The sequence below is a fragment of the Paenarthrobacter nitroguajacolicus genome (assembly GCF_031455195.1).
GTDB lineage: Bacteria > Actinomycetota > Actinomycetes > Actinomycetales > Micrococcaceae > Arthrobacter > Arthrobacter nitroguajacolicus_D.
Genome location: NZ_JAVDSH010000001.1, coordinates 762312 through 786311 on the forward strand (window position 1 = coordinate 762312; position 24000 = coordinate 786311).

Below are 24000 nucleotides of genomic sequence, written 5' to 3' on the forward strand. Positions count from 1 at the left end.
GCTGGGTTTACATATCCCGGACCATCTGAATGAAGTTGCATTTCGGGAGTGCGATACCAACACATCAAATGACCTTTCTCGTCCAGATGCAAAACGGAGTGCAATCTCCACAGCGTATTCGCCATTACCGGTCTGAACCGAAAGGTCAGCCGCCGTCCGGGCATCTGGGTACGATCAAGACCATGGATTGCATGGAAATACGCGATGAGCTTGTCAATGCAAAACCGAGCCCACCCCTGAAGCTCATGAAGATCGACGCGCCGGGTGTTTACGCTTGGTGGGACCTAAACGGCGCCCTCGCCTCGTTCTGGCCCAGCGGCTTTCCGGACGTAGATGCGGCCAAGCCACTGTATGTAGGCATCGCCAGAACGACTCTGGCCGAGCGCGCAGGCAAGATGCATCTGGAGAAGACCCGGATGTCCACAATCCGCCGTTCATTGGCGGCTTTGCTCGTAGATGAACTCGACCTGCTACGGGGTATCGCCGTGGACCCACGACGCCGGACCAAGTTTAGTCTGGCCACAGCAGCCGAGCCGCGCCTGACACACTGGATGATTACGCACCTGCGTACGACCTGGGTGCTCCATCCATCACCAGAAGAGGTTGAGAAGGAAATCATCGAGAAGCTCACTCCGCCTCTCAACCATGACCATGCAACAAAAGGCCCCTACGCAAAGCCACTTCAAGCACACAGAGACCGTTTGCTTATTCGGGTGACCACCAGTTAGCTGCCTTCAGCACGTTTCTCAGTATGCAAGTGCCAGGGCAAGGCCCGCAGCGGTGGCGGCTCATTACAGCTTCTCGCTCACTGCGCCAGGAACCCGTTGAAACTCGTCCCTCTTAGGTTGGAACCGGCCCGGGTTGCCGAACTTTCCCTGACCTCTTCGTCAATCTCCATTTTGAGGAGTAACAACTGACGGAGGAGCTCCTCTGCGACGATGCTGAGCGCGCGGTACTTTGCGGAATCATCAGCGGTGTCGCTTTGCGGGGTGGAGGTTGTGGCGGCATGCGCCGTTACATTTCGGTGAGTTGTCGCAAGCTTTATCCAAGCAGCCCGATCAATCCGCAACCTCGCCTCGATGTTGTCGCCCACAGCGTCGAAGACATCATTCAACTTTTGAGCGAAGGTCCGCTCGTTCTTGAGACCGACGAGCAGCTCGCTCCGCATCGCGGCACTACCGTTTCCCTCGAAGTGCAGTTTCAGCGCTTCACGGGCATCCTTGAATTCAGTCGCCTGCGCGCCCGTCCAGCGTCGCTTTTCTATTGCCCCGTCAAGATTCGCGTGGGCCCCCTCGACTGCAGAAATCAGACTCACGAAGCGGTGTTCCGAGTAAACGTCAGGTGACGGAAGGTTCACATACAACACATCTGCAATGGGCCACAACGATTGCCGTGCTTGCTGAAACCTGTTGACCAAAGTACCGGCCGGTCCGGACCGCTCCATCGAAACAGATTGCGACGAAGAGATTGGTTCTCGCAACGGCGCTTCCCACCTGGCATATTTCCATACGAACGTCTGACCGGAAGCTGTATGGATTCTTTGTTCGCGGGCGATCGAACGAACACCAGTCAGGCAACCGATGGCCTTGCGCGCAAGGAACTGAGCTTCATCCAGGAGGGTCAACGCCTGCCGAAGAGGCACCTCCGCCCCGAGGTCAATCGTCAGTAGTCGCGACTTCCGGTCAACGACGGCCGTAATTTCTGGAACGTCGACGCTGTTCATGAAGCCCGTGCCGATGACTTCCGCTTCAGAAGAGTTCGCGCCCATCCACTTCGCAAGATTCTGCACTCGGAGAGTTGCAGAACGAACCAGCGTTTGCTCTGACGTTGAGGTGGCCCCACCCCCAATCAAGGCGCCTACTCCGGTGTATCTGTCATAACGCTGGTCACCGTCCCGAACCACCTGAAAGCTGTGCTTCGTCCCCTCATGAGCCAATAGCAATACCTCGCGCCCGTCTGCGAGAACACCGGCAATGCTTCGCAACCCCCAATCCCGGTCGGGTCGAGTCGCCTCAATAGTCTCCACAAAAGGCAAATCCATTTCAGCGAAGTAAATACCCGGATAGCGGATGTTCGGAAATCGCGGATCCCAAAAATCACCGGCTTGACGTTCAAAGGGCGAAGACTCCCAAGGTGACTCGTGGTCAGTCACCGCTACTCCACAATCTCCAAGGGTGGCAGTCCAGCAACAATCTTGTTGGTCTCCAGAGACACCGTGACGATCCGCTTGATCAGGTCGATGATGTAGCGCGGGTCTCCGACTTCACGACAGTAATCGTTCGGATCGTTGGTGATCTGCGAATCCTTGTGCGTCGTCACCTGATAACGGTCCAGGATCCACTCGATGGCCGACTTGCCGTTGACCTGATAGTCCAACACATCGGCTGGGATCCCCTCCAGCGTGATGTTCGCGTTGCAGACAATCCGCGATCGGTCCTTCCGGGCTCCCCAAGACAACTTCTGCACGCGGTAGTAGTCGTACTGGCTCTCGACGTCGGCGGGCGGTTCTGTCCTGCGGACCTCGATCAGATCGGCCGGCGCCACAGTCTCGTAGTTCAGGTGCAACTCTGCTAGGGACCGGCCTGCCGAACTGAAGCCCCAAAAGTCCTTTACCTTCGGGATCCGCGGCAGCATCTTCATCAAGTCCGACTTATAAGTCTCCTTGTACGTCGGGCTGTGGAGCAGCCCATAGACGTAGTAGAAGATGTCTTCCTTGGTGATGGCCGCATCCTCATAGAAGGCGCCGTAGGTCGACAGTGTGTCATCCGTGATGTTCTCCCGACGCCGGTAACCCTCGATGATTACTTCGCCGTTCGCGGGGATAGCCAGCTCATCATCGGGGACGGGCTCGTATGTGTAGAGGGGGAACACTTGGACGGTCTGAGCCGTAGTATCTGGCAGAAGATTAGTGACTAACGGACTTCCCCCTCGACTGTTCGGACCCGGCCCGGGGTACGTGATTGCGATATTGTGAATGCCCTGTTTGGGAAATATCCTGTGCTGCTGGTAGATCATGTCGTTCATTTCGCGCCGAAAGTAAACGTACTGACGGCAGAACGGCCTGTAACGGGCGAGCGAAATGGACTGCGGGTCGTATACGTGCTCGACACCCCGAGCCCTGTCCGTCTGGAGCGATCTATTCCAGCTTATGTTCAAGGGGTCGAGCACCTGTTCTGGGAGACCGAGTTGGGAGTTGTAGAAGTCGATCATGCGCCCCATGTTGCTTTCTACCTGGTGTTTTGAGAAGTTATAGCACCAAGCATCGCGGTTGGTTTTGATACCGGCTGAAAACGTCGTGAAAATTGGCGCCGAATCGGTCTCACCCGTCCGCACCTTACGCCCCATCGGGGAGAATCGTCCAAACTTGTCATCTCTGTGGTTGATCCAGTCGGCAGACTCATTTGGCACCACCGCGACCCAATTTGTTCCTTCCAGGGAACCCTCAAGTGACAGAGTGTCAAGCTTCTGTTCCTTGGTCAATTGACCGCCGATGTCGGCGTAGTTGATGCTCACGGCGCCGACGTGCGACAAGTTCCGTATCAGAATACAAACCGCGATTTGCGATCGAGATCCCTCGCCGAAGACGTTCCCACCTTCCTGCCTCCGAACATCTCCGGAAGTCCTCGCGTTGCCGCGCAAATTATAGACAAAGATTCGACTGAATTCGCTAGCGAATGTTTTGCGAATCCCATCAGCCGACCTGCTATCGATGAAGGCACCAGCTGACACGAATGCGATGACTCCATTGCCCTTGATCCGGTTGGTGGCCCATCGGATACCGCGGATGTAGGAATCGTAGAGACTGTTCTTGTTCGTACCTGTCGAGAGTTTCGCGTAGGTGCCGGCTATGGAAGCGTCCAATGCCGGGTATTTCTGATTCTGATTGTTGTCGTTTGCACTCGTTTGCCCGGCGGAGTATGGCGGGTTCATGACGATCACGCGGATGTCTTGGTTCTTCTGTCGAACAACTCGTGCGTGGTTCTCCGGGAAGATTCCGGTGGCTTCCAACTGACCGTCGCTCTCGTTCAGCTGGAAGGTGTCGGTAAGAGCAATGCCGTCGAACGGCACGTAGCCGGTTTCGACACCTGCTGTGGCTGCCACTTCCGAGTAGACCGTCTCAATATTGATGGCGGCGATGTAGTAACTGAGCAGGACGATCTCGTTCGCGAACAACTCTTGGGTGTACTTGCGGTGCAGGTCCTCCGGCTTGATGAGCCCGGTCTGGAGCAAGCGGGTCAGGAACGTGCCCGTCCCAACGAAAGGCTCCAAGATGGAGACGCCCTCATCGGACAGTGTCTTGCCGAACTCCAGGCGCAGGGCTGCATCGGCCGAACGCAGGATGTAGTCGACAACCGGAACTGGTGTGAAGACGATGCCAAGCCTGTCAGCAACGCGGGGGAAAGCGTTGCGGAAGAAGTTGTCGTAGAGCTCTACGATGATGGCCTGCTTGGCTGCCGCATTATCGATCTTGGAGACTCGGGCACGGACCGAATCGTAGAACTTCTCCAGGCCTTTGCTTTCCCTCTCAAACACGGCGTTTGAACCAAGTGTGTCGAGTATGCTCTGCATGGCACGCGAGACGGGGTTGTGCTCGGTGAAGTTGGAATCAGCGAACATTGCGTCGAAAACCGGCTTGGTCACCAAGTGCTGGGCGAGCATCTCTACCGCCTGGGCGTCGTCAATTTCAGGGTTCAGATTCTCCCGGAGCCCAGCAACAAACCCGTCAAAAGCGTCGCGGTGGCTGGAGTCAGCATCTTCGAGCAAATCGTTGATCAGGTCGATGTGCTTCTTGGCAATGGAGGCAATGTCTTTGGACCAGTCCTCCCAGTACCAGCGGTTGCCGCACTTGTCCACGATCTTCGCGTAGACAGAGTCCTTCCACTCCTCCACCGGGAATGTCAGGGTCGTCTGCGTCCCTGGATCCAGGGGGGCCGGCCCAGGTTCCACATCCGGGCTGGGAGTCGGATCGATAACGGGATCCTTCTTCTTCGGCTTCAGGTCAATCTTGTCGACGATGATCGATTCCGGCGCCTTGTTATTCAGCTCGATCTGATTGATGGAAGAATCCATCCGCTCATCGTGCGCGCGCAGCGCCTGAAGGACCTGCCAGACCACCTTGTAGCGCTGGTTGTCTTTCAGAGCCTCAGAAGTGGACATGCCTTCCGGTATTGCAATCGGAAGGATGATATAGCCGAACTTCTTGACCTCACCGGTTTCGGAGTCGACGTGATTGCGCATGACCCGGCCGACGGCCTGGATGACGTCAACCATGGAGTTTCGTGGGTTCATGAACAGGACTGCGTCCAAGGACGGGACATCAACACCCTCTGTCAGGCAGCGCGCGTTGGTCAGGATCCGGCAGGTCGGCTGTTCCTTTTTCGGCCAGGACCCGTCGGCATTTCTGGGCGCAGTCCGGTCATCGACCAAGATGACGTCAGCATCAGCCTTCAGCCAGTCGAGCCTCTCCCCTCGACGAACAGCGTTAAAGCCGCCGTCGATGTGTTTGACCTCCACCCGCAGGTCATCCGTTGGATCATCGTTGGTGAGGTCTGTGAGGTGAAGGCGCGTCAGGTCCTGGAACTCTGCCTCGATTATTTGGGACGCCTTGATGGAACGGTTGAAAGCCACTGCCCGTCGCATGGGCTGCCAATCCTGGCCGAAGCCCTCCTGGAACTCACCAGCCCTCCGTTTTGCCAAACCGTTCCAGACGCCCACCAGCTTGGCAATATCATCGATATTCAGTTCACTGTTGCTGTCGGCCAGCTGATCCTGGAAAGTCGTCCGCACCTGAGTCTCGTCGACACCCAAAACGAGAACCTTATAATCGGTCAGGAGTTTCTGTTCGACAGCTTCACCGAACCCAATTCTGTAGAACACTGGCCCGTAGATCGACTGATCATCCATGGAGCACAGCTCCGCGTCCTTCTCGCGGGCGGCGTCCTTGGTGTTGTCGTTGAAGATCCTTGGCGTAGCCGTCATGTAGACACGCTTATTGCCGGAGATCCATTGGTTGTCGTGGACCTTCACGAAGTGCGATTCGCCGTCGCCGGCCAAGGTAGCGCCGGTGGTGCGGTGCGCCTCATCGCAAATGATGAGGTCGAAGTCGGGCAGGCCGGCCTGCTGGGCAGCCCTCACCGCATCAATGGACTGGTACGTGGAGAACACCACAGTCATGCCCTCGTCCAAGGACCGGGAGCTCATGGCTTCAATAAGCTTGGTGCCGTCGGTCGTGGCAGGGATCTGCAGATCGTGCAGCGCCACGTCGGTCAGATCAGTGTCTTTGACCCGGCCAACCTTGTTGTCAGAGCAGACCGCGTATGCGTGCATGGGCTGCTCGGTCTCGTCCGACCATTCCTTCAGCGACTGAGACATCAGCGCAAGGGACGGCACCATGAACAGGATCCGGGCATGACCGAGGTCTTCGGCGATCCGCTCGGCCAGCTTCAGCGACGTGAAGGTTTTTCCGGTGCCACAGGCCATGATCAGCTTGCCGCGGTCATTGGCCTCAAAGCCTTTTAGCGCCGCTTGGACGGCCTTGTGTTGGTGCGGGCGCAGTTGCTTCTTGTCGAACAACTTTGGCGTGGTAGGTGCGGTCAGGTCGTACGTCGACCAGTCAATGTTTGAGTGTCGAAAGTCGCCCAGTCCGATCCGCTGCACCGGCACGTGCCGGTTCTCGAGCATCTCCAGCGCGTTGTTCGACCAGTCACCCTCTGTGGTATCGACCACGACCGCGTTCGTGAAGGGCTTCTTCGAAGACGCTGACAGGAAGGAGTCGATATCGTGCTTTTGGATCCTGTAGTCAGGGGCGTAGAACTTCACTTGGATAGCAGTCAGGCCGCCGTCGGTACGGGCCGCGACCAGATCGATGCCGTTGTCCTTATTGGTGAAGTTGGCTGGACGTTCGGGCCAGTCCCGCCACAGCCAAACGTCCGTGTACTGAGGTGCGTGGACCCCGTCGTTCCTTAGATACTGCTCGACCAACTGTTCGAGGTAGCTGCCCTTCATCCGCTCGGAATCCGAAAGGCTACGGTAGGTGGCAAGCAGCTCGTCAAACGTAGTGGTCACAGTTTTCCCCAGGATGGTGCGGACAATAACAGAGGAAGATCCTCAGGACTCGTCTGATTCTATGTGGACGCCGCACACCTTACGGAATGACAGGCGGAGGGAACCACGATCGAAAAGGAACACTGAAATCAAGTCCGTGCCCCACCATCGACGCTGAGTAATATGTTGCCTCCTTGACGGCGTACCCGGATCGGCGTGTTGACCTGCAGCTTCACACTGACGACGGGCGTAGCCTTGGCCTGTTTGATTCGTGGGGCTTCAGAACAGTGGATGGAAGCGTCTCGGCTACCTGCGAAGCCCGTATCGGCAAAGGCGGCGTGCTGGAGTTCGCACCGCCGGAGTGGCTGTCGCCTGGCTTCTGGGAGAACTACTACGACGGTGACCAGGAAGCCGCGAAGATCGTGCAGACCGAACTCAGCAAGATCGCCGCCTTCCCGCTCGAACCCAGAATCTCCGATCTCACAGCACCATGACTTTACTGGAACTCCAGGCAGCGGCTGACCAAGTAACCACAGTACAAGCTACTGATCCATGGAAAGCCCAGATGCTGGTGCTGCTGCACTTCATCAAAGAACTCCAGACACCAGCTCAATTGCAGTCTGTGCTGCACACTGCGGACGCCCACTGGAACTTGGGCAAAGGCACGCCGTTAACCCTGGAAACAGCCAAAAGTGAGTTTTGGGCGTCCCTGAATGAGTCCGAAACAGACACTCGCTTGGATAGCCACGACACCAGATTCGACCGTGCCCTTCCGTACGTTCTTGAACCCTTAGGCGCTGACGAGGACTACAGGTCAGATATTGGAGACTGGTTCGCCGGTGTTGTGTGGGACATCCGCTGACATCACCTGCGATGTGCGAACAGGGCAGTCACTCCGGGAGGTCACCAGCAGCAATATGCTCCGCAGTCAGTTTGTACGCCTCAGAGATGTAATCCTCGACGTCTGTGGCGCCGATGCGCCAAACGTTCCGGCCGCCGACCTGGATCCCGCGGAGATCCCCGGTCCTCGGCAGTGCCCTGACCTGGCTCGCTGAGACGTTCAGTTCCTCGGCTACTTGCTCAATAGTCAGGAACCGATGCTTCTTGATCTCATCGGACATCCATCCATCCTAGAACGGGCAGAATCTGTCCTGTGCTGCTGGATCGGGACTGCGAACCACCGTTGCCAACGCTCGAATAGCCTCCAAAGTAACCATCCATCGTGCGCCAGAGACGACCGAGCGCCATGGACTTTGCACTGCCGTGGGTTATGTTTGCGCTGAAAGCCGTGAAACACCAAGGGAGATTTTCGTGCTGAGAACCAACCTGGCTCGCAAGATCACGGCTGGCGCTGCGGCTGTGCTATTCGTTGCGGCAATGCCGGCTTGCAGTATCAAAATTCTTCCCCGACCTACCGCTACTGAACTTGCTGGCGTGTGGGTCAATGGAGAAACCCGCCTCACCCTGATGAGCGACAGAACCTTCACCTTGAAGAATGCCCCGACATATACCGATCCTTTTGGAGATCAAAACTGGCGGACGGAAAGCCCGGACACCTATGACTTGGCCGGAAATTGCCCCGTGAAACATTCGGTGTGGTTCTGTCCCCAACTACCGGAAGCAGGACAACCCTGAGCCTCGATCAATCGTCCGGTGAGTGGGTGCTGTTTTTCGGCATCGACCCCGGCAGCGGTGACCCGCGGTGTTCCGATCTCGTGCGCGAGGGATCCAAAAGCACGCCACGGAAACCCAAAGACTGCATCATCTATTGATGCTCGCAGCACCCAGAACCATCAATCAACAGCCCAATGACATGACGCCTGACGGCCCTGGTGGTCAACGCTACTGACGGCAGCGTGGGCAGCGGTTTCAATGAAGTCCTTCGATCCACAGGCCGCGAAGTACCAACACGGATGTGGATCGCGAACGGATGGCAGCGGTTGAACGGCTGGGTTGCTACAGGCTTTACTGCACTGATGTACCGGATGATGCTGAACCCCGGTTGACTGCCAAGTACGAGAAGCGAGTCCGGCCCGCAAAGGAACTGCCCCGCCCAAAGCCGGTTTGTGTCGTACACGGGATCCAGCTTCCCGCCACCGGGGTCTGCGACGACTGCGCATAGGTCTTCACAGGCATCTCTGGAAGTGCTTGATGCCCTAACAAGTCGGGAAAGACAGTGCACCTAAGACCTACGGCCTACCCACAAACTCCAATGAATCCCACCATCGGTGGTGGGACCACCAGATGCTGACCGCTCACATTGAGCCGCCCCAGCCACGAACCCCCCGGACCTATAACCTTGCAACGGGTGGGCTGTGAGCTCATATTCAATTTGGGTGGCCACCATAGGCAGCGATCTCTGTCGAAGTGGGCGTATGGACCACCCGTGATACCGAGAATAGAAGGCGGAATAAGTGACTGCGATGGATGGTAGGTCAGGTTCGGTAATCCCCCGCTTGTTGGAAGAAATCTCCTGGGAATCCGCGGTCGGATATCGACAGGGCGGACGAGGCCGGGAAAACGTGCTGAGCGCCGAGGTGCTTCTTGCGTTGGACCATCTACCCCGCCGAAGTTTTCTGGGAGCGGTCATCGATGCAGCCCATGGTGCCGATGTTGCGAGAAGTTTGCTATCCAAGACCATCGAGGCAGCCACGTTGGATTTCCTCCCTGGCGATCTCCCGCTAGCGCCTCCAGGAGTCCGCAGCCAAATAGACGTTCAACCGGATGCTCTTCTCACGACAGAAGACACGTTTACATTGGTGGAAGCCAAACGCATTCGGAGAAGTGCTTTCCAGCCGCACCAAATTGCAAGAGAGTATGTGGCCACCCTCCTGCACGCGGGAACCCGAACGCCAATGATCTTCCTGCTGGGCGTTGAACCTCCGGTTCACGTCAAAGGACGGGGACGGGTGAGCCTCGAAGAGGCCGTCGATGCAGAACTCACCAAGGTTTTGTCGCAGTGTGGCGACCACGGGCTCGATCACGACTGGATGCTCGATAAGGTTCCCGAGGTTTTCTGCTGGATTTCTTGGAAAGACTTCCATGAAGTTATCTGCAGACAGACGGCCGCGGTCTCAACATCGGATCCGTCTGTAGACGCCTCCATTCAACGACTCGCCGCTTCCATAAGTTCGGCAATTGACTGGCACTCCTAAAGCCCGTTTGGGGCACCGGGGTCTAGCCGGGGCCCGTGCTGCTTACAGCGTCTTCGGGTGGTTGCTGACGGATTGAGTGTCTTTGTCACAGCTGAACCGAGTGACCGGCTGCCTAGCCTTCACACTCCACGCAGTACTCGCGGCCATCCTTTTCGCGTGCAAACCAGGTCAGCGAAGAAGTCCTCGAACTCGTCGCGCGAGAGCGTGCCACCAACTCCAACCTGTGCAAAATCGGGGACCGCACATACGCATGACCCACCTCACAAATAGCGCCGTTCACACCAGACAACGCAGTGGGATGGGTGCTTACTACGTCGCGCTCAGCAAGCCGCGCGTCGAAACTCACCTCGCGGGATGACCCCGCCATGCGAGCCATTCGTGCACGACGAAGATAAGCCTGGACCCCGAGCCAGTGACAACATCACAAATCTCCACATTCTCGGCCGCCTATGACCCCAAGAGGTCGAAATAGGCGCTACCTGGATTCCAATCAATTGGATGTAGCAGTGTCCCCGCCGACGGATTGAGCGCGCTATACATCATCCCGTCGCCCGCATAAATGCCCACGTGCCCCCAGTTGTATGGGCCCTGCGGGTTTTGAACCACAAGGTCTCCGACTTGTGGACTATCGGTCATTCGCCCGACCCGCCACTGTTCCACTCGCGGAAGTTCGATTCCAACCTGCCGATAGATCCACTGCACGAATCCCGAGCAATCCCAGGCCTTAAATGCCGTTCCACCCCAGACGTAAGCACCGCCCAAGCCTGCCCGGGTAACGCGCAAAATGTCCTGGCGGATCTGAGACAAGCCCTCGGCGGAGACCGGATATGGCCCGGCGCTTTCCGCCGGACTGCACATCGGGACTGTGGTGACGACCTGGAGCAGATCAACGATGGCTGTAGCCTGTGATTCCCATCGAGCATAAAGCTCTGGAAACGCCGAAACCTGGACAGCTTGGGCTGCCTGGCCCTTGCTCATTCTGGACCAGCCTGGCACATCCAGCAAGCCTCGCGGACTGCCTTGATTCGGCCCAGATGGCCCTCCATAGAATGCCCGTGCGTTGTAAGAAAGATCCATCAGCTGTGCAACGGTTCCCCATCCAGCCGCCGGCCGCTGCTGTGCCGAACCTACTGAGTCGTGGTCATTCCCAACCCCGTCATGAGGAAACTGAAACGATGCAGGGACATTCGCGTTAGCCAGCATCCGGAGGGTCGACTCTTGGAGAGACATCATAATGGCGATCACCATCGCCTCCCGAGGAACGCCAAGCTGCTTCCCGACGGAAATATACCCCTGTGCCACAGCAATCTGCCCCGCGGAGAGTCCAACGGCTTGACCATCCGGACGAGATCCACCGTTCTCGAGGACGCTTTGTGTGACAGCGCCGCTGCTTGAGACACACCCGACAGGTGATTCCGGCTTGTCACCCGTCAAGGCCAAAACGCCGGCGCCGAAGACAGCACTCAGGGCGAGCACGATGACGAGGGCGACGGCGGTCGCAGCCCTTACCATCGTTCGGCGTCTGACTAGGGCCATCGCCAAAGCCGGATGCGGCATCAGTAGACGATCCGGCTGGTCGAGGCATAGAACCCGACCATTTGGCATCGGTCAGGCGGGGCGGTCGCTGCCGGCGGGCAATTAGCCATGACACTGACGGGCGCTGTGTATGAATTGGTGCTACTGACTGTCTGGTCAACGACCTTGAGCCGAACCGTGCAGACATGAAGCCCCACCCACGGAGCCGGGCGTTCGCGAACTTTTACGAGCTCGTCGTCGCATGCCATGGATTCGAACGTCGCTGCCCTGTAGGCACCTTGGCCCGCAAGCGAAGCGAAGGACCCTGCGTTTATGCCCGTTGCCTCAAACTCCTGGACCAGGACGGCCAACGGATTTGATCCGTCAGGGAGGACGAACCACCAACCTCGAATTCGCGCGTACACATCCGAATAGGACGAACTTCGGGTGTCCCAGCTATAGATTGCCACGGCGGCCGCGGAAGCAAGCGCCCGATAGTCGGCCGTGACCGGCGGATTGGACGCCGGCACCTTGGCGAGCGGAGCAGACTTCGTTGGTTTCGCTATAGTAGTCGGGGAAATGCTCGGCAGATCCCGCGGCGTCGAAGACTCTGCCGACGGGACACCCGCCCCTTTCGTAGATGGGGACTCCCGCGGTGCCACCAGGACGAGAATGAGGGCGCCTAGGATGGCCGCCAGTGCTAGGCCGAACACCCACCGACGAGTTGTTCGCCTGCGCCAAAGGGATTCCACGATGCTTGCCTCCTAGCCTGTTCATGCTCAGCTCGCCAATGAGCAACGTGACTCATACAGCCGAAGTCATGGAACTGCGGATGATTCGCCATGCCGTCTGATACAGACGACGAGCAGTGCCAATTTGCACTGCCACATACCGATCAGTGACTTTGAACTTCTCGGCGACCGCGGCTATAGCAGCTTGTCGATCGACGCCGTGATGTTCGGGCAAAACGATCCCTTCGGCCACTCCCCGCAGCAGCGGACTCGGCAAACAAGCAACGGCGTGCCGGCACAGACCAGGCATGTCGTGCACAGCTTCTACATCCAACGCTTGGCTTATCGTCTTTGCAGTCTGCCGAACCGCCGCGACTGCATTCCACCGGCGCCGGTCTTGCGGCGACGGAGGGGCATACCGTCGAGGCTCGCTAAGACTGCCCACTGCCAGGCGCCAAACCGGAGTCGACACCGCGGCACGGGTCAGCCCGAGCACCATGTGTGCCCATTCTTGATCGATGATCTCCTCGGCATCCCCATAATCGCGGGACACGACCAGCACGGTTAGCCGCCGAAGTATCTCCGAACTCTCACCTTCCCCCGGATCAATAAGCAGCGGAAGCGTCTTGTGGCCGAGTTCCCTGCGGACGTGCGCGGCGCAGACATTCCCGGCGACTCCTTGCACCCACGCCTCGAACGGAACTCCAGGGACCTGCCGGTAGTTTCCGCGTGCCACCCCGTCCCAGACAGCCATCCTGATGTCTTGCAGGACATCGTCCACATCGCACGAGCGGCCGATCCGAGCCAAGTGCGAGATGACGTAGCGACGCACGCCTTCAACCGCTCCCATCATTTGGTCGACGGAAACTCGCAGGGTCGGTGTCACCGGACTCAGTAGCGAAGTATCCACCGGGGATGAGTTCTCTATTTCAGCGTTGCCCGCCAGGTGTTCCAGGCTCATGGCTCTCACCGCTTCGACTAACGGATTCGAATATCTTCAGCGTCACCAGACGGGGCGACACGACGTGGCAGTAACGATCCCGACCACAACACAAGCTTCTTTAAATTATTGTCAAAGATAATTAAAGTATCGTCAAGACCCAAGTTCTTACTTTTTGCATGTTGTTCAGTAAGAATGAAGCCATGCCACGGATCACGCAGCCTCACGACGACGCCTGGTCGCCCGACGTTGAAGACGCTGTGGCGACGTTCGGGAACCGCTCACGGAATGAGATTCTGAGGTTCCTGACGGCAAACGGTCCAGCGTCCAGGGGGGACATCGTCGCTGCGGTCAGCGCCGGCGAACCCAGCGTCGCCAAACACCTCATAGCCCTTGAACAGGTCGGCGCCATTGAGGTCGATGTGGAGGCCGGACGGCGCCACGGCCGGTCTCCTCGCTACTCGGCGAATCCTGCCCGCATCAAGGAGTTGCTGGACGCCCATCTCCGGTATGTCTTGGAGGAGTAGCCGCGGCACGCTCCCCGTTCGGGTGCAAGTCGATGTCTTTGTTCAGATACTCGGAGATTGCGCGAAGTGTCTCCGGCGAGACGTCCCCGAGCGTCCTAGCAGCGAATGACTTCACCCGGGCTGCCCTCAGAGACTTCACAAACTCCAACTGCGAGTCGATCCGTTCGGGAACGTCGCCTTCGACGCCGTTCAGCAAATAGGAGGGATTGACGTCGAACATCTCGCAGATAGCGGCGAGCAGCTGCGGATCACTGACGAGGCGTCCAGTCCCGTCCTTCATGTAAAACCATCTGGCCCTGGAGATCTTGACGCCCCGAGCCTGGAGGCCGGCTTCAACCTCCCTAAAAGTGACCGGTGATCCCCTCTCGGCCACAACGACGTCGAGCAGCAGGTTTAGCCGACGGGCGAGGGTCGCCTGTGGTGACAACTCGCCGTTGCGGCTGGCGTCTTTTGCCGACATGTTCCACCCTTTCAACGGCCTCGTTTGATTTGAGATGCTGCCTCGTTGCCATCAGTATTCCGCGACCACCGAGACTAGACAATCAACTGCACGTTGAATCTTTTACACCACCTACATGAGGCGTATCCTGATGCTGTAGACCCGTCTACACCCAGCATCCTCCACAATCCTGAGCCGTGGTTTGAATGTCGACATCCATCTTGATGAACCGCACACGGAGCCAGATTCTTCGCTTCCTCATCAGAAGTGGGCCGTCGACCCCTGGCGTCTTGGCATCAGCGCTTCAAGCTTCTCGGACGACGGTTCGGCGTCATCTCCTCGTCCTTGAGGCGGCTGGTTACATTCAGGCTTTGGCCGACGAGCGTTACTCCGCTCAAGCCTCATTCGTCGAGTGTCAGCTCATTGACCTAGCGGCCCAGTACTCAGTGCAAATGCCTCCTACGACTGCGATCCCGCTTATTCAGGACTAGAGCCAGCCAGCGGGAGCCCGTAGAACCACTCCTCGACCGATCGCTCCCACTTTTCGGAGTCGACATTCCACTCCAGAGAGTGGCCCACAGATTCAAACTCCACCAATCTGACTAGGTCCGGCCTCAGACTGGCAGCTTTCCTGGATGCTTCGAAGGGCGTTGTGTCGTCTTTCTCTCCGTGGAGTACGAGGACCGGTTTGTCCAGTTCAGTTGCTCGCGCCAGCCAGTCCAGGGAATCGAGACAAATCGGCTCAGCAAGGCCGGTCACCCACCGGAGGGGTTTGGACCGAAGAATAGTGAAGCCCAAGTGCACAAGTGGCCTAGGAAGTCCCGCCGTCTTGGCGTTCGCAGCCAGGGTCGTTCGCCAGTCGAAGACTGGCGCGTCGAGAACCATCCCGGCTATTCGTGACGAACCCTGTGACAGGGCCGCGGCTTGAAGGGCGATGGCAGCCCCGAGCGACCACCCAAAAAGGACGATACGTTCGGCGCCATTTGAGATGGCATAGTTGATGCCGGCCTCGACGTCGCGCCACTCGCCTTGGCCGAGGTTGTAGCGGCCATCGTGCGACGGCGGTGCGTCGCCGTCGTTGCGGAACGAGACTACCAGCGACCTCAGGCCCAGGCGTCTTGCGACCGGTATGCCGCGAAGTGTCCCGGCTCTTTTACCGCCCATGCCATGGATGTGGATGGCCCATCCGCCGGATACATTGACGCCAGCGGGCGGATCAAATCTCCACGCTGGGGCGACACCGTTGGCGACTGGAATCTCAACGTCTTGGTACCGCAAACCAAGCTGCTCCGGTTTCGAGTAGACGTACCCACTCCAGATACCTGCCTTGGCTTGTTCAAGGTCCCCCGAGTCCACTCGCTCAACTACCCGGACTACTGAGTTTCGGTCAGGGTGGGAGCCAACGACCGGCCCGAGGCATGCGTGGCCCGTCCCCTGCTCAAACCACAGGCTGTATCGTCCAGGCGCTCTCGTTTGTGCCGTAGCGGGGAGTTCGATCTCTAGGGATCCGTCCCCGTTGGTGTGCAAAGCCCGAACTTCCAGACCTTCACGGCGGCTGTATTTTGGCACTACGACGTGACGAGCGAAGGATGCTGCACCGGAGACGCCTGCAAGCAAAGCCCCGGATGCAGCAAGAACTCCAACCTTTAGAGCTCTACGACTCTTCGCTGTCGGCATCGTCCACCCCCTTGCCCCACTTGCGTTCGTCAATCACCTGGCGGAGCCTCACCAGGGTTTCCGAAGAAATCCCCTGCAACTGACGAGCGGCGAAGTTCCGCACACGTGACTCACGAAGGGTACGGAGAAGTTCCAGCTGAGTGTCTACAAGCTTTGGTATCTCCCCAGCATCGTCCAAGAGGTAATCACGGTCCACTCCAAAGAACTCTGCAAGATTCCGAAGCAGCACGGGATCGGTCGCCAACGAACTGTCCCCGCTGCGCATGTAGGCCCAGCGGGAGCGGGAAACCGGCGTTCCACGCTGACTCATATGCCGATTGATCTCGGGGTAGGTCAATGCCTCCGATCCCTCGGCCTCGTAGAGGTCAAGTAGGAGATTGAGTTTTCGTGCCAATCTGGTCTGTGGGGTCTCGGGGGAACTGGCATCATCCGTCATATCGCCTGCTCCCCCTTCCGTCGACGAACTGGAACTTGGCGCACGATCGGCCCCGCCAGGTAGTTCTCAGCTGCGTTCAAGACATTGAGGTCGTGGATGTCCAAGGAGCTGCCTAAACCGGGCTCTACTAACAGTGCGTCCTGCACTTCAACAAGCATCCTATGGAGTCTTTGGGCCTGGTCCTGATGGCTGATCAGTTCGGTGTCTCGCACGAGTCGAACGTTTTGCCGTTTCTTTGTTGTGTTTTCCCAGATTTTCGTTAGGTCTCTAACCAGCTCCGCCTCAGTCGCGGACCGTTTACGGCGGAGAATTCGACGCGCCACGGGTGGGATGGCCAGACCTACGCACAGGAAAGTCATGGCGGCAACGACCGCCGCATCATAAATGGGCGAGACCGCACGCATAGCATCCAGGCGTCCTTGCAAATGCAGAACATCCATGGCCAGCACAAGCAGCACAAGGAGAACGGCAAAACTACAACCAACCCCGATACTCGTAAATGCCATGCGGAAGTAGGGCCTCAACATGTCGCCGCGAAATCGGAAACAGGTAACACCCGTAACGCTGACCACGTAGCCGATGTAAACGAACTGGATCGATGAGTAGAGGGCAGCGGGCCACTGCCCACCGTAATCCACCATGAAACGAGTGGAACTGCCTTCGGTAACGACGGCGCTGAAGCTGGCTGCAAGGCCCACAATTACCGCGGCCAAGAGAACTAAGCCAGCAGTGTCTCGTTTCTCGACCTTCTCGTCCGGTTTAGCCGCCCGGATGATAGCTATCGAGAGAAAGTAGATGCCCACGACCATAGATATGTTGGACAACAGGTCCACGAAGTTACGACCGCCCAGGACAGAATCAAAGCCCAAGTAGACCTGATCTATGTTGAGCGTCAGTGCGACTGCGATCGTGATGGCGGCCGTCAGCACGCTGTGATCGCGCCGTCTCCTGAACCCAGGCAACAGGCAAACGACGAGTAGCCAAATCATAGCTGCGGCGACTGTCTGGATCATTCGAAGACCTTCTCGAACGATCGCGGCTCCCTGGCACTGTTTCGGATTGCTGCAGCGAAGAGATCTGCCAGCGATTCCGCAGCGGCTTCCAAGTCGTCAGTGAAGCTGCTTCTGGCCAACACACGAGATACCAGACCCGCCGGAAGGTTCGGGAAGAGGACCCCTATGTAGTCGGCCGGCACGACAAGTTCGTCATGCCTCAAGACCATGTGCCCTAGTTCGTGCAGGACGAACTGTTGTCGATGAAGTCCAGAAGGGCTGATTGCGTGCAAGATAATCTCAACGTCTTCGGTGGAGAGCCACAGGCCGCAAATCGACCCACCATTCAGAGCCCCGGCAGGTTCGATCTGTATTGGACGATGCCGAAGACGCTCGACGACTTCGACGAGGCTATCTAGGTTCAAATGAGTAGGAAGCGTCAGAGAATCGAAGGCACTCACTGCGCGTTCGGCAGGCGATTGTCCTGTGGGATATGTGTTGTTGTTCATGTGCATCCCCAGTGATGCGTCAACCTAAGTTCGTTGGTGGCTCAACGCGAATGTTGCTAGCAGAGCACTCGAACCCTCAAGTCCATTGAACGCCCGCGCTCTGGACATGTCCAGAGCTCTTTTGGTTCGTAACGATCTCTACCATCTGGATGAAGTGTTCCAGATCTCAAGCTCGTCCAGGCATGTGGTGCAACTTCTACCAGATTGCGTCACAGGTCTGACGTCAGGACCACTTATCGTGAGTGGTTATGGCGGTCAGAAGAGGCTCCCCACTCAAAGGATCTATCTCGTATCGTTGAACCGGAGCAAAAACCGCATTCGCGAAGGCCAGATATGCAAGTGGCTCACCAACGACCCCATCAGAGCGGTTTGCACTTAGTAGGCCCTGGCCAACCTCGATTGTGTCTTTCATTCCCGGAATGAGTTTTAAGAGGCTCACAAGCGGAGATTTAACGACGCGCTGAACTCGAGCCTCTCGCAGATATTCGACCATCTGCTCCGTGAGCTCTCGGATCTCGTCTCCCAGTTCGTCCTGGGCCCGAAGCCTTTTGACCGGGTCTTCAATCTCTGCTATTTCTTGCACACGACGTTCCATGGAACGCCTGAACCGAGGCAAAAGATCACCGTGGCGCCGACGGAATCGTACGATGTCGTCCACGTCCATTGGTTGCTCTGGGACAGGGAGGAGACGCTCCAAAACTATGGACCTGACCTCACCAATCTGCACTTCACCCTCCACGCGTAGACGCACGTTGCCCGGTTCTCCCCTACGATCCAGTGGTTTCAAACCAGACAAAAGTGCCTGGGTCATTCCAGGTTGATCTGTGACAGGAACCCAGCGTTCATGCTGCGGAAGAGCCCCTCGGCTCCATCCCGTCGGTCCTGCGTTCTCACATAGATTCATAGCAAGGGCAGCCATGAACTCAGCAGCTGTCGCAGTTTCCACCAACACCCATTGAGAATTTTCTTCCCTCGCTAGACCCCGCGTGACCAGTAAGTTGAGTCCGAGTCCATAGACCATCATTTTGTCGATGTGAACCCTGGTTATCGAGCCCATGCGGAAGGCATTCCGTCGTTTCTCCAACTCGATTGGGTCCTGCAAACCCAGAAACGAATCAAAATGGTCTGGGAAGTTGCCCCCTGCTTCAAGAGGCGAGACCTGGTAGACCAACTCATTACGTATTAGTTCGCGTGTCACGTCATCATGGAGAGCCGGCTGGTCAAGGAAGCTTGATGGAGTGATCGTGGCAACTGAATCCCAATACAGCAGCGTCCTGGTCCACCAAGCACTGCGTGGGACGCCGATGTGAGGAAAATAAAGAGCACCCTGCATGAGGCAAGCGTACGTTGTCCAGCGGTGGAAGACGCGAATGGCGTCACCCCCATGTGGCACGCAAGAACGGCTGCGGCCGACTACTCGACTCCAAGTCGAAGGGGCCGCCCGGGTCCAGACAGCCATAACCTCTACCCAAGCACTTGTCGAGTCTGTGCGTTCCGTTCGCAGTTGCTGAAGTCGAGAAGAATTATCGACCTGAGTGCGTCATGACAGAGCGAATGAACTTGGGACATTGGTGTTCGATCCCTGCAGTCCTCCGCTCCGCCTAAAGTTGAGGCTGCGGGTCCTCCGGCCAATCGTCGAAGAAAGCGACAAACGGGCCTAGGTCGGTGTAATCAAGCACAGACGGCCAGGTGTCACGAAAAGATCGGACGCTCTTGACCATTTGTCCTCCAAGGTAGCTGGAACCGAGTAGGGATAGATAACGAGTGATCGCGTCATCAGCAAGGAATTCAGAGATTGCTAAGCATTCGGGTTCTCTCTTCCATATGTAATCACTTCACCGTCACTAGTCGAGTCGTAGACACCTCCGAGCGCCACCTGTGACCTCCAGCGAACGTTACAAATCAGCACACCGAGTCACATCATCCGATCATGTCCTTCCTCGGAGTTGCGGACATGGACCGTCAAATGACTTACAAGATCGGACCGCCATGGACTTGGAATTCTTCGAACCTGCCGAAGCTGCTGCACTCATGCGATGCAGCGAGGGATGGCTGCGCGACGGCGCTGCCGCGGGACGCTTCCCTCACGCCTGCTGGGGCAAAGGAAAAATCGTCTTTACCTCTGAGCACATCGCAGAGATCGCCAGGATTAGTGAGATATTGCCAAGCTCCCACGCGGCACCCGACGTCCGTGAGCGAAGCAACGCCAACGCTCGGCTCATTGGGACGAGAGCCCGCAACCGGATGGCTTCCTAGGACACCCAAGAAGCAACGGCGTCAGCGCATGAACGCCGATACTGACCGCTCCGTGGCATCCGCCCCAGCCTGCAGCGCTTCCGGCATGAGGTGCCCATAAACGCCCTCAGTCGTCCGAGTCGATGCGTGCCCCAACCGACGCGAGATCGTGAAGAGCGGCACACCGTCCTGAATCAACCACGAGGCATGGGTGTGCCGTAGGTCGTGAATGCGCGGATTCTTACGCAGGCCGCGATCCTGGGCTGCTTTCACCGCTGGCATCCAATAGTGATGCCAGAACAGCTTGTGCACGATCCGCTCCCCTTTGGGGGTGGTGAAAAGCAGGTCGCTGCTCGGGCGACCAACCACCAAGGGAATCAACAGCTCCACGAGGGCAGGATTCAACCCTATGCTCCGTTTGCCGGCGCCGGTCTTTGTCGGTCCAATGTAGAACTGGTTCTGCCCATCCCGTTTCCACGCCTTGTTAATGCGGGCTGTCGCCGGCTTGCCCAACAAATCGATATCCGCAACGGTCAGCGCCGTGGCCTCTCCGAATCGCGTCCCCGTCATGACCAGGAAGTTGGTGAAGTCCCGGTACCGCTCCCCCATGCCGTCCATGATCAGGCCGAACTCCGCATGGGTGAGGAACATCATTTCGTCCTCGGCCTTCTCGACGCTCGGCAGCTGCACGCCCCGGCAAGGATTGCGCGTGATGTAACCCAGCATCTCCGCGGTATTCATCGACGCAGAGATCAGCCCGTGCACGTTCTTGATCGTCTTCGGTGAGCGGCCCTTGGCCATCATCGACTTCACCCAATAGGCAATCATCCGGTAATCCAGCTTGTCGACGGGAACGTGCCCGATCACCTTCTGCACATGAAGATCAAGCATCGTCTGATACGTCTTGACGGTCCCGCTGGACGGTCGGATCAGGAGGTCGATGTGCTCCTGAATTACTTCCCCAACCGTGGGTATATTCGCGCGGTTGTCCAGCAGTGCCTGCTGCGCGATTTCGAAGGACTGACCGTTCGCATCCAGTAACCGCTTGAGCGTTTCAGCCTCATGCGCGGAGTCGACAGTAATGCCCTGCTGCTTCCGGATCTTGGGGTCGCGCCAGACCACCATGAAGGACGAAGAGCCGTCCTTTTTGACGCGTTTCCGGATACTAGCCACATAAAAATGCTAGTTCCGTGTCAACAGATTTGGGGGTTTTGTCAACAGTCAGGGGCCATATAGGCCCCTGACCTGCGACAATACAGTGCCCGAGGTGGGACTCGAACCCACACACCTTTCGATACTGCATTTTGAGTGCAGCGCGTCTGCCAATTCCGCCACTCGGGCGCGGATTACCGGGAAGTTAAATCCCGCTGACTGCTCACTTCTGTGAGCAACGCGATCCTTTCCCAGCACGCGAAATTACTATACATGCAGATAGGCTGATTCAAAGAACCGGGCGCGCTGATGCAACAAAAACCAGCCATCAAAGAGTCCACACTAAGATGGACATGAACCCGCCGAACCTTTTCAAGGAGATCCCGTGACCGAACAGACGGAGTCCACGTCCACAAGCCAGCCGGCCCGCCGCGTTGTCGTAGCCGAGGATGAGACCCTCATCCGCTTGGACATTATCGAGATCCTGAAGGGCGAAGGGTACGACGTCGTCGGCGAGGCAGACAACGGCGAGAAGGCCGTGCAGTTGGCTGAGGAGCTCAAGCCTGACTTGGTCCTCATGGACGTCAAGATGCCCGTGATGGACGGCATCTCGGCTGCCGAGAAGATCGTCAAGGCACGCATCGCTCCCGTGGTGTTGCTGACGGCTTTCAGCCAGAAGGAACTGGTGGAGCGCGCACGCGACGCCGGTGCCATGGCCTATGTCGTCAAGCCCTTCTCCCCCGCGGACCTCATCCCCGCCATCGAGATTGCCTTGAGCCGCCATGAGGAGATCAAGGCGCTCGAGAACGAGGTTTCCGACCTCCAGGAGCAGTTCGCCACGCGCAAGCTTGTAGAGCGCGCCAAGAGCCTCTTGACCACCAAGATGGGCCTGACGGAGCCGGAAGCTTTCCGTTGGATCCAGAAGACCTCCATGGACCGTCGCCTCAGCATGCGTGAGGTTGCCGAAACCATCATCAACCAGGTCAACTAGCGCCACACCAGCGGCAAAAACAACGACGTCGGCCGCTCACCTCACGCGAGGTGGGCGGCCGCCGTCGTATTCGCCTAAGACAAAACAAAAGTGGGCCCCGCCAAACGGCGGGGCCCACTTTCACAACCGAGGAACTATGCCTTGGCTTTGGACTTCTTTTCGGGCCACGGGCCAACGGGTTCCTTGCGTGAACCTTCGTCGGTCTTGGACGTGTCGGCGAGGTCGCCTACCTTGTGGACCTTCAGCGAGTTGGTGGAACCGGCCTGTCCTGGAGGGGAACCTGCCGCGATGACAACCAGGTCGCCTTCGTCAACGAGCTCCATTTCCAGCAGGCTCTTGTCCACCTGTGCGGTCATCTCGTCGGTGTGACCCACGGACGGGACCAACACCGGCTGGATGCCCCAGGTAAGGGCGAGCTGGTTCCAGACGTGCTCAACCGGGGTGAAAGCGAAGACCGGCTTGACGGGCCGCAGTCGCGAGAGGCGTCGTGCCGAGTCGCCGGACTGGGTGAACGTACAGATGTACTTGGCGTCCAGCTGGTCGGCAATTTCGACGGCGGCACGGGTGATCGCGCCACCGCGGGTCTTGGGCTTGGTGCCCAGCGGGGGGACGCGCTCAAGACCATGCACTTCGGTGGACTCGATGATCCGGGCCATGACCTTGACGGTTTCGATGGGGTACTGGCCCACGGACGTTTCACCGGAGAGCATCACTGCGTCGGCGCCGTCGAGAACTGCGTTGGCGCAGTCGGAAGCCTCGGCGCGCGTCGGGCGCGGGTTGTCGATCATGGATTCGAGGACCTGGGTGGCCACGATGACCGGCTTGGCCCAACGGCGTGCCAGTTCGATGGCGCGCTTCTGGACGATCGGCACCTCTTCGAGCGGCAGCTCGACGCCGAGGTCTCCACGGGCAACCATGATGGCATCGAAGGCGTCGATGATTTCGTGGAGCTGCTCCACTGCCTGCGGCTTTTCGATCTTGGCGATCACCGGCACACGGCGGCCTTCTTCGTCCATGATCTCGTGGACGCGGGTGATGTCCGAAGCGTCACGCACGAACGAGAGTGCGATCAGGTCCGCGCCGCGCTTGAGTGCCCAACGGAGGTCGTCCTCATCCTTTTCGCTCAGTGCGGGGACGTTGACGGCAACACCGGGAAGGTTGATGCCCTTGTTGTTGGAGACCTTGCCGCCAACGGTAACGGTGGTGACGACCTTGACGTCGTCAACCTCGATGGCGCGCAGCGCCACCTTGCCGTCGTCGATAAGCAGGGCGTCGCCTACGTTGACGTCCTCGGTGAGGCTCTTGAGCGTGGTGGAGCAGATGTCCTTGGTGCCGGGAACATCTTCGGTGGTGATGGTGAAGGTGTCACCGACGGCCAGCTCGTGGGGGCCATCAACAAAGCGACCCAGACGGATCTTGGGTCCCTGGAGGTCGGCCATGATGGCCACGGGCTTGTGCAGCTGCGCCGCAGCCTTGCGGACGTTTTCGTAGGTGTTGTCGTGTACGGAGTAGTCGCCGTGGCTCATGTTCATGCGGGCAACGTCAACGCCGGCTTCCAGCACCGCGAGGGTGTTGTCGAAGCTGGAGATAGCCGGGCCGAAAGTTGCCACAATTTTCGCGCGTCTCATATACCTACCCTAAGTAGTTCATGCTGATT

Annotated in this window: 23 protein-coding genes and 1 tRNA gene; 10 read left to right on the top strand and 14 right to left on the bottom strand. The window is 58.0% G+C overall.

Annotation, left to right across the window (positions count from 1 at the left end; all coding sequences use genetic code 11):
• The first annotated feature begins 68 nt into the window (after positions 1-68).
• On the top strand, positions 69-728 hold the full coding sequence (locus J2Y68_RS03485) for a GIY-YIG nuclease family protein (RefSeq protein WP_309989723.1): 660 nt from the start codon (positions 69-71) through the stop codon (positions 726-728).
• A gap of 77 nt (positions 729-805) precedes the next feature.
• On the opposite strand, the gene J2Y68_RS03490 is transcribed toward J2Y68_RS03485, so the two are convergent.
• Complete coding sequence (locus J2Y68_RS03490; protein WP_309989726.1) at positions 806-2152, bottom strand: HEPN domain-containing protein; 1347 nt, start codon at positions 2150-2152, stop codon at positions 806-808.
• A 2-nt stretch (positions 2153-2154) separates the two neighbouring features.
• Positions 2155-7065 carry a DEAD/DEAH box helicase gene (locus tag J2Y68_RS03495; RefSeq protein ID WP_309989729.1) on the bottom strand — a complete coding sequence of 1637 codons (4911 nt, stop codon included), beginning with the start codon at positions 7063-7065 and terminating at the stop codon, positions 2155-2157.
• Between the two features lie 173 nt (positions 7066-7238).
• Here J2Y68_RS03495 and J2Y68_RS03500 point away from each other — a divergent pair, with 173 nt between their 5' ends.
• Together J2Y68_RS03500 and J2Y68_RS03505 are read left to right on the top strand one after the other, a co-directional pair.
• Positions 7239-7538 carry a hypothetical protein gene (locus J2Y68_RS03500; RefSeq protein WP_309989731.1) on the top strand — a complete coding sequence of 100 codons (300 nt, stop codon included), beginning with the start codon at positions 7239-7241 and terminating at the stop codon, positions 7536-7538.
• The gene (locus J2Y68_RS03505) at positions 7535-7906 is read left to right on the top strand and encodes a hypothetical protein (RefSeq protein WP_309989734.1); all 372 of its coding nucleotides are present in this window, start codon (positions 7535-7537) and stop codon (positions 7904-7906) included. The genes J2Y68_RS03500 and J2Y68_RS03505 overlap by 4 nt, the downstream gene beginning before the upstream one ends.
• 28 nt (positions 7907-7934) lie before the next feature.
• Here the strand turns inward: J2Y68_RS03505 and J2Y68_RS03510 are convergent, their stop codons facing one another.
• The gene (locus J2Y68_RS03510) at positions 7935-8165 is read right to left on the bottom strand and encodes a helix-turn-helix domain-containing protein (protein WP_309989736.1); all 231 of its coding nucleotides are present in this window, start codon (positions 8163-8165) and stop codon (positions 7935-7937) included.
• A 190-nt stretch (positions 8166-8355) separates the two neighbouring features.
• Here J2Y68_RS03510 and J2Y68_RS03515 point away from each other — a divergent pair, with 190 nt between their 5' ends.
• Positions 8356-8679, top strand: coding sequence for a hypothetical protein (locus tag J2Y68_RS03515; RefSeq protein WP_309989738.1), 324 nt, complete (start codon positions 8356-8358; stop codon positions 8677-8679).
• Between the two features lie 779 nt (positions 8680-9458).
• A complete protein-coding gene (locus J2Y68_RS03520; RefSeq protein ID WP_309989741.1) occupies positions 9459-10199 on the top strand; it encodes a hypothetical protein in 741 nt (246 codons plus the stop codon).
• Between the two features lie 447 nt (positions 10200-10646).
• Here J2Y68_RS03520 and J2Y68_RS03525 read toward each other — a convergent pair whose 3' ends face one another.
• Complete coding sequence (locus J2Y68_RS03525) at positions 10647-11447, bottom strand: C40 family peptidase (RefSeq protein WP_309989743.1); 801 nt, start codon at positions 11445-11447, stop codon at positions 10647-10649.
• Between the two features lie 473 nt (positions 11448-11920).
• Here J2Y68_RS03525 and J2Y68_RS03530 point away from each other — a divergent pair, with 473 nt between their 5' ends.
• The gene (locus tag J2Y68_RS03530) at positions 11921-12094 is read left to right on the top strand and encodes a hypothetical protein (protein WP_309989745.1); all 174 of its coding nucleotides are present in this window, start codon (positions 11921-11923) and stop codon (positions 12092-12094) included.
• A 424-nt stretch (positions 12095-12518) separates the two neighbouring features.
• On the opposite strand, the gene J2Y68_RS03535 is transcribed toward J2Y68_RS03530, so the two are convergent.
• Positions 12519-13406, bottom strand: a complete 888-nt coding sequence (locus J2Y68_RS03535) for a sigma factor (protein ID WP_309989748.1) — start codon at positions 13404-13406, stop codon at positions 12519-12521.
• 182 nt (positions 13407-13588) lie between these two features.
• Between J2Y68_RS03535 and J2Y68_RS03540 the strand changes: the two genes are divergently transcribed.
• Positions 13589-13912: an ArsR/SmtB family transcription factor gene (locus J2Y68_RS03540; RefSeq protein WP_091466822.1), complete on the top strand. Its 324-nt coding sequence runs from the start codon at positions 13589-13591 to the stop codon at positions 13910-13912.
• On the opposite strand, the gene J2Y68_RS03545 is transcribed toward J2Y68_RS03540, so the two are convergent.
• Positions 13866-14372, bottom strand: coding sequence for a hypothetical protein (locus tag J2Y68_RS03545; protein ID WP_309989759.1), 507 nt, complete (start codon positions 14370-14372; stop codon positions 13866-13868). The two genes, J2Y68_RS03540 and J2Y68_RS03545, sit on opposite strands and share 47 nt — an antisense overlap.
• Before the next feature lie 203 nt (positions 14373-14575).
• Here J2Y68_RS03545 and J2Y68_RS22010 point away from each other — a divergent pair, with 203 nt between their 5' ends.
• Entirely contained in the window at positions 14576-14842 is a 267-nt protein-coding gene (locus J2Y68_RS22010) for an ArsR family transcriptional regulator (RefSeq protein WP_397334645.1), read from the top strand.
• Here J2Y68_RS22010 and J2Y68_RS03550 read toward each other — a convergent pair.
• From J2Y68_RS03550 to J2Y68_RS03570, 5 genes are all read right to left on the bottom strand, one after another.
• The gene (locus J2Y68_RS03550; protein ID WP_309989761.1) at positions 14829-15707 is read right to left on the bottom strand and encodes an alpha/beta hydrolase family protein; all 879 of its coding nucleotides are present in this window, start codon (positions 15705-15707) and stop codon (positions 14829-14831) included. The genes J2Y68_RS22010 and J2Y68_RS03550 overlap by 14 nt on opposite strands.
• A 298-nt stretch (positions 15708-16005) precedes the next feature.
• On the bottom strand, positions 16006-16464 hold the full coding sequence (locus J2Y68_RS03555) for a hypothetical protein (RefSeq protein ID WP_309989765.1): 459 nt from the start codon (positions 16462-16464) through the stop codon (positions 16006-16008).
• Positions 16461-17477, bottom strand: a complete 1017-nt coding sequence (locus tag J2Y68_RS03560) for a hypothetical protein (protein WP_309989768.1) — start codon at positions 17475-17477, stop codon at positions 16461-16463. Before J2Y68_RS03560 ends, J2Y68_RS03555 begins: the two co-directional genes overlap by 4 nt.
• Positions 17474-17965, bottom strand: coding sequence for a hypothetical protein (locus tag J2Y68_RS03565; protein ID WP_309989770.1), 492 nt, complete (start codon positions 17963-17965; stop codon positions 17474-17476). Before J2Y68_RS03565 ends, J2Y68_RS03560 begins: the two co-directional genes overlap by 4 nt.
• Positions 17966-18188: 223 nt before the next feature.
• Positions 18189-19298: a hypothetical protein gene (locus tag J2Y68_RS03570; RefSeq protein ID WP_309989772.1), complete on the bottom strand. Its 1110-nt coding sequence runs from the start codon at positions 19296-19298 to the stop codon at positions 18189-18191.
• A gap of 656 nt (positions 19299-19954) precedes the next feature.
• On the opposite strand from J2Y68_RS03570, the gene J2Y68_RS03575 reads away from it, so the two are divergent.
• The gene (locus J2Y68_RS03575) at positions 19955-20221 is read left to right on the top strand and encodes a hypothetical protein (protein WP_309989774.1); all 267 of its coding nucleotides are present in this window, start codon (positions 19955-19957) and stop codon (positions 20219-20221) included.
• 21 nt (positions 20222-20242) lie between these two features.
• On the opposite strand, the gene J2Y68_RS03580 is transcribed toward J2Y68_RS03575, so the two are convergent.
• Both J2Y68_RS03580 and J2Y68_RS03585 read right to left on the bottom strand, forming a co-directional pair.
• Positions 20243-21325 (bottom strand): tyrosine-type recombinase/integrase, encoded by a 1083-nt coding sequence (locus J2Y68_RS03580; RefSeq protein WP_309989777.1) that lies wholly within the window; start codon positions 21323-21325, stop codon positions 20243-20245.
• Between the two features lie 134 nt (positions 21326-21459).
• Positions 21460-21541 (bottom strand) — tRNA-Leu (locus J2Y68_RS03585).
• A gap of 196 nt (positions 21542-21737) precedes the next feature.
• On the opposite strand from J2Y68_RS03585, the gene J2Y68_RS03590 reads away from it, so the two are divergent.
• Positions 21738-22343 carry an ANTAR domain-containing response regulator gene (locus J2Y68_RS03590; RefSeq protein WP_141282080.1) on the top strand — a complete coding sequence of 202 codons (606 nt, stop codon included), beginning with the start codon at positions 21738-21740 and terminating at the stop codon, positions 22341-22343.
• Positions 22344-22477: 134 nt separating this feature from the next.
• On the opposite strand, the gene pyk is transcribed toward J2Y68_RS03590, so the two are convergent.
• Entirely contained in the window at positions 22478-23971 is a 1494-nt protein-coding gene (gene pyk, locus J2Y68_RS03595; RefSeq protein WP_309989782.1) for a pyruvate kinase, read from the bottom strand.
• Positions 23972-24000 lie beyond the last annotated feature (29 nt).

Coding starts and splice junctions, on each gene's coding strand:
- J2Y68_RS03540 (WP_091466822.1), top strand. CDS start 13,589: ATGCCACGGATCACGCAGCCTCACGACGACGCCTGGTCGCCCGACGTT.
- J2Y68_RS03575 (WP_309989774.1), top strand. CDS start 19,955: ATGGACTTGGAATTCTTCGAACCTGCCGAAGCTGCTGCACTCATGCGA.
- J2Y68_RS03485 (WP_309989723.1), top strand. CDS start 69: ATGACCTTTCTCGTCCAGATGCAAAACGGAGTGCAATCTCCACAGCGT.
- J2Y68_RS03530 (WP_309989745.1), top strand. CDS start 11,921: ATGAAGCCCCACCCACGGAGCCGGGCGTTCGCGAACTTTTACGAGCTC.
- J2Y68_RS03510 (WP_309989736.1), bottom strand. CDS start 8,165: ATGTCCGATGAGATCAAGAAGCATCGGTTCCTGACTATTGAGCAAGTA.
- J2Y68_RS22010 (WP_397334645.1), top strand. CDS start 14,576: ATGAACCGCACACGGAGCCAGATTCTTCGCTTCCTCATCAGAAGTGGG.
- J2Y68_RS03570 (WP_309989772.1), bottom strand. CDS start 19,298: ATGCAGGGTGCTCTTTATTTTCCTCACATCGGCGTCCCACGCAGTGCT.
- J2Y68_RS03580 (WP_309989777.1), bottom strand. CDS start 21,325: ATGGTGGTCTGGCGCGACCCCAAGATCCGGAAGCAGCAGGGCATTACT.
- J2Y68_RS03505 (WP_309989734.1), top strand. CDS start 7,535: ATGACTTTACTGGAACTCCAGGCAGCGGCTGACCAAGTAACCACAGTA.
- J2Y68_RS03545 (WP_309989759.1), bottom strand. CDS start 14,372: ATGTCGGCAAAAGACGCCAGCCGCAACGGCGAGTTGTCACCACAGGCG.
- pyk (WP_309989782.1), bottom strand. CDS start 23,971: ATGAGACGCGCGAAAATTGTGGCAACTTTCGGCCCGGCTATCTCCAGC.
- J2Y68_RS03555 (WP_309989765.1), bottom strand. CDS start 16,464: ATGACGGATGATGCCAGTTCCCCCGAGACCCCACAGACCAGATTGGCA.
- J2Y68_RS03525 (WP_309989743.1), bottom strand. CDS start 11,447: ATGGTGATCGCCATTATGATGTCTCTCCAAGAGTCGACCCTCCGGATG.
- J2Y68_RS03535 (WP_309989748.1), bottom strand. CDS start 13,406: ATGAGCCTGGAACACCTGGCGGGCAACGCTGAAATAGAGAACTCATCC.
- J2Y68_RS03560 (WP_309989768.1), bottom strand. CDS start 17,477: ATGATCCAGACAGTCGCCGCAGCTATGATTTGGCTACTCGTCGTTTGC.
- J2Y68_RS03565 (WP_309989770.1), bottom strand. CDS start 17,965: ATGAACAACAACACATATCCCACAGGACAATCGCCTGCCGAACGCGCA.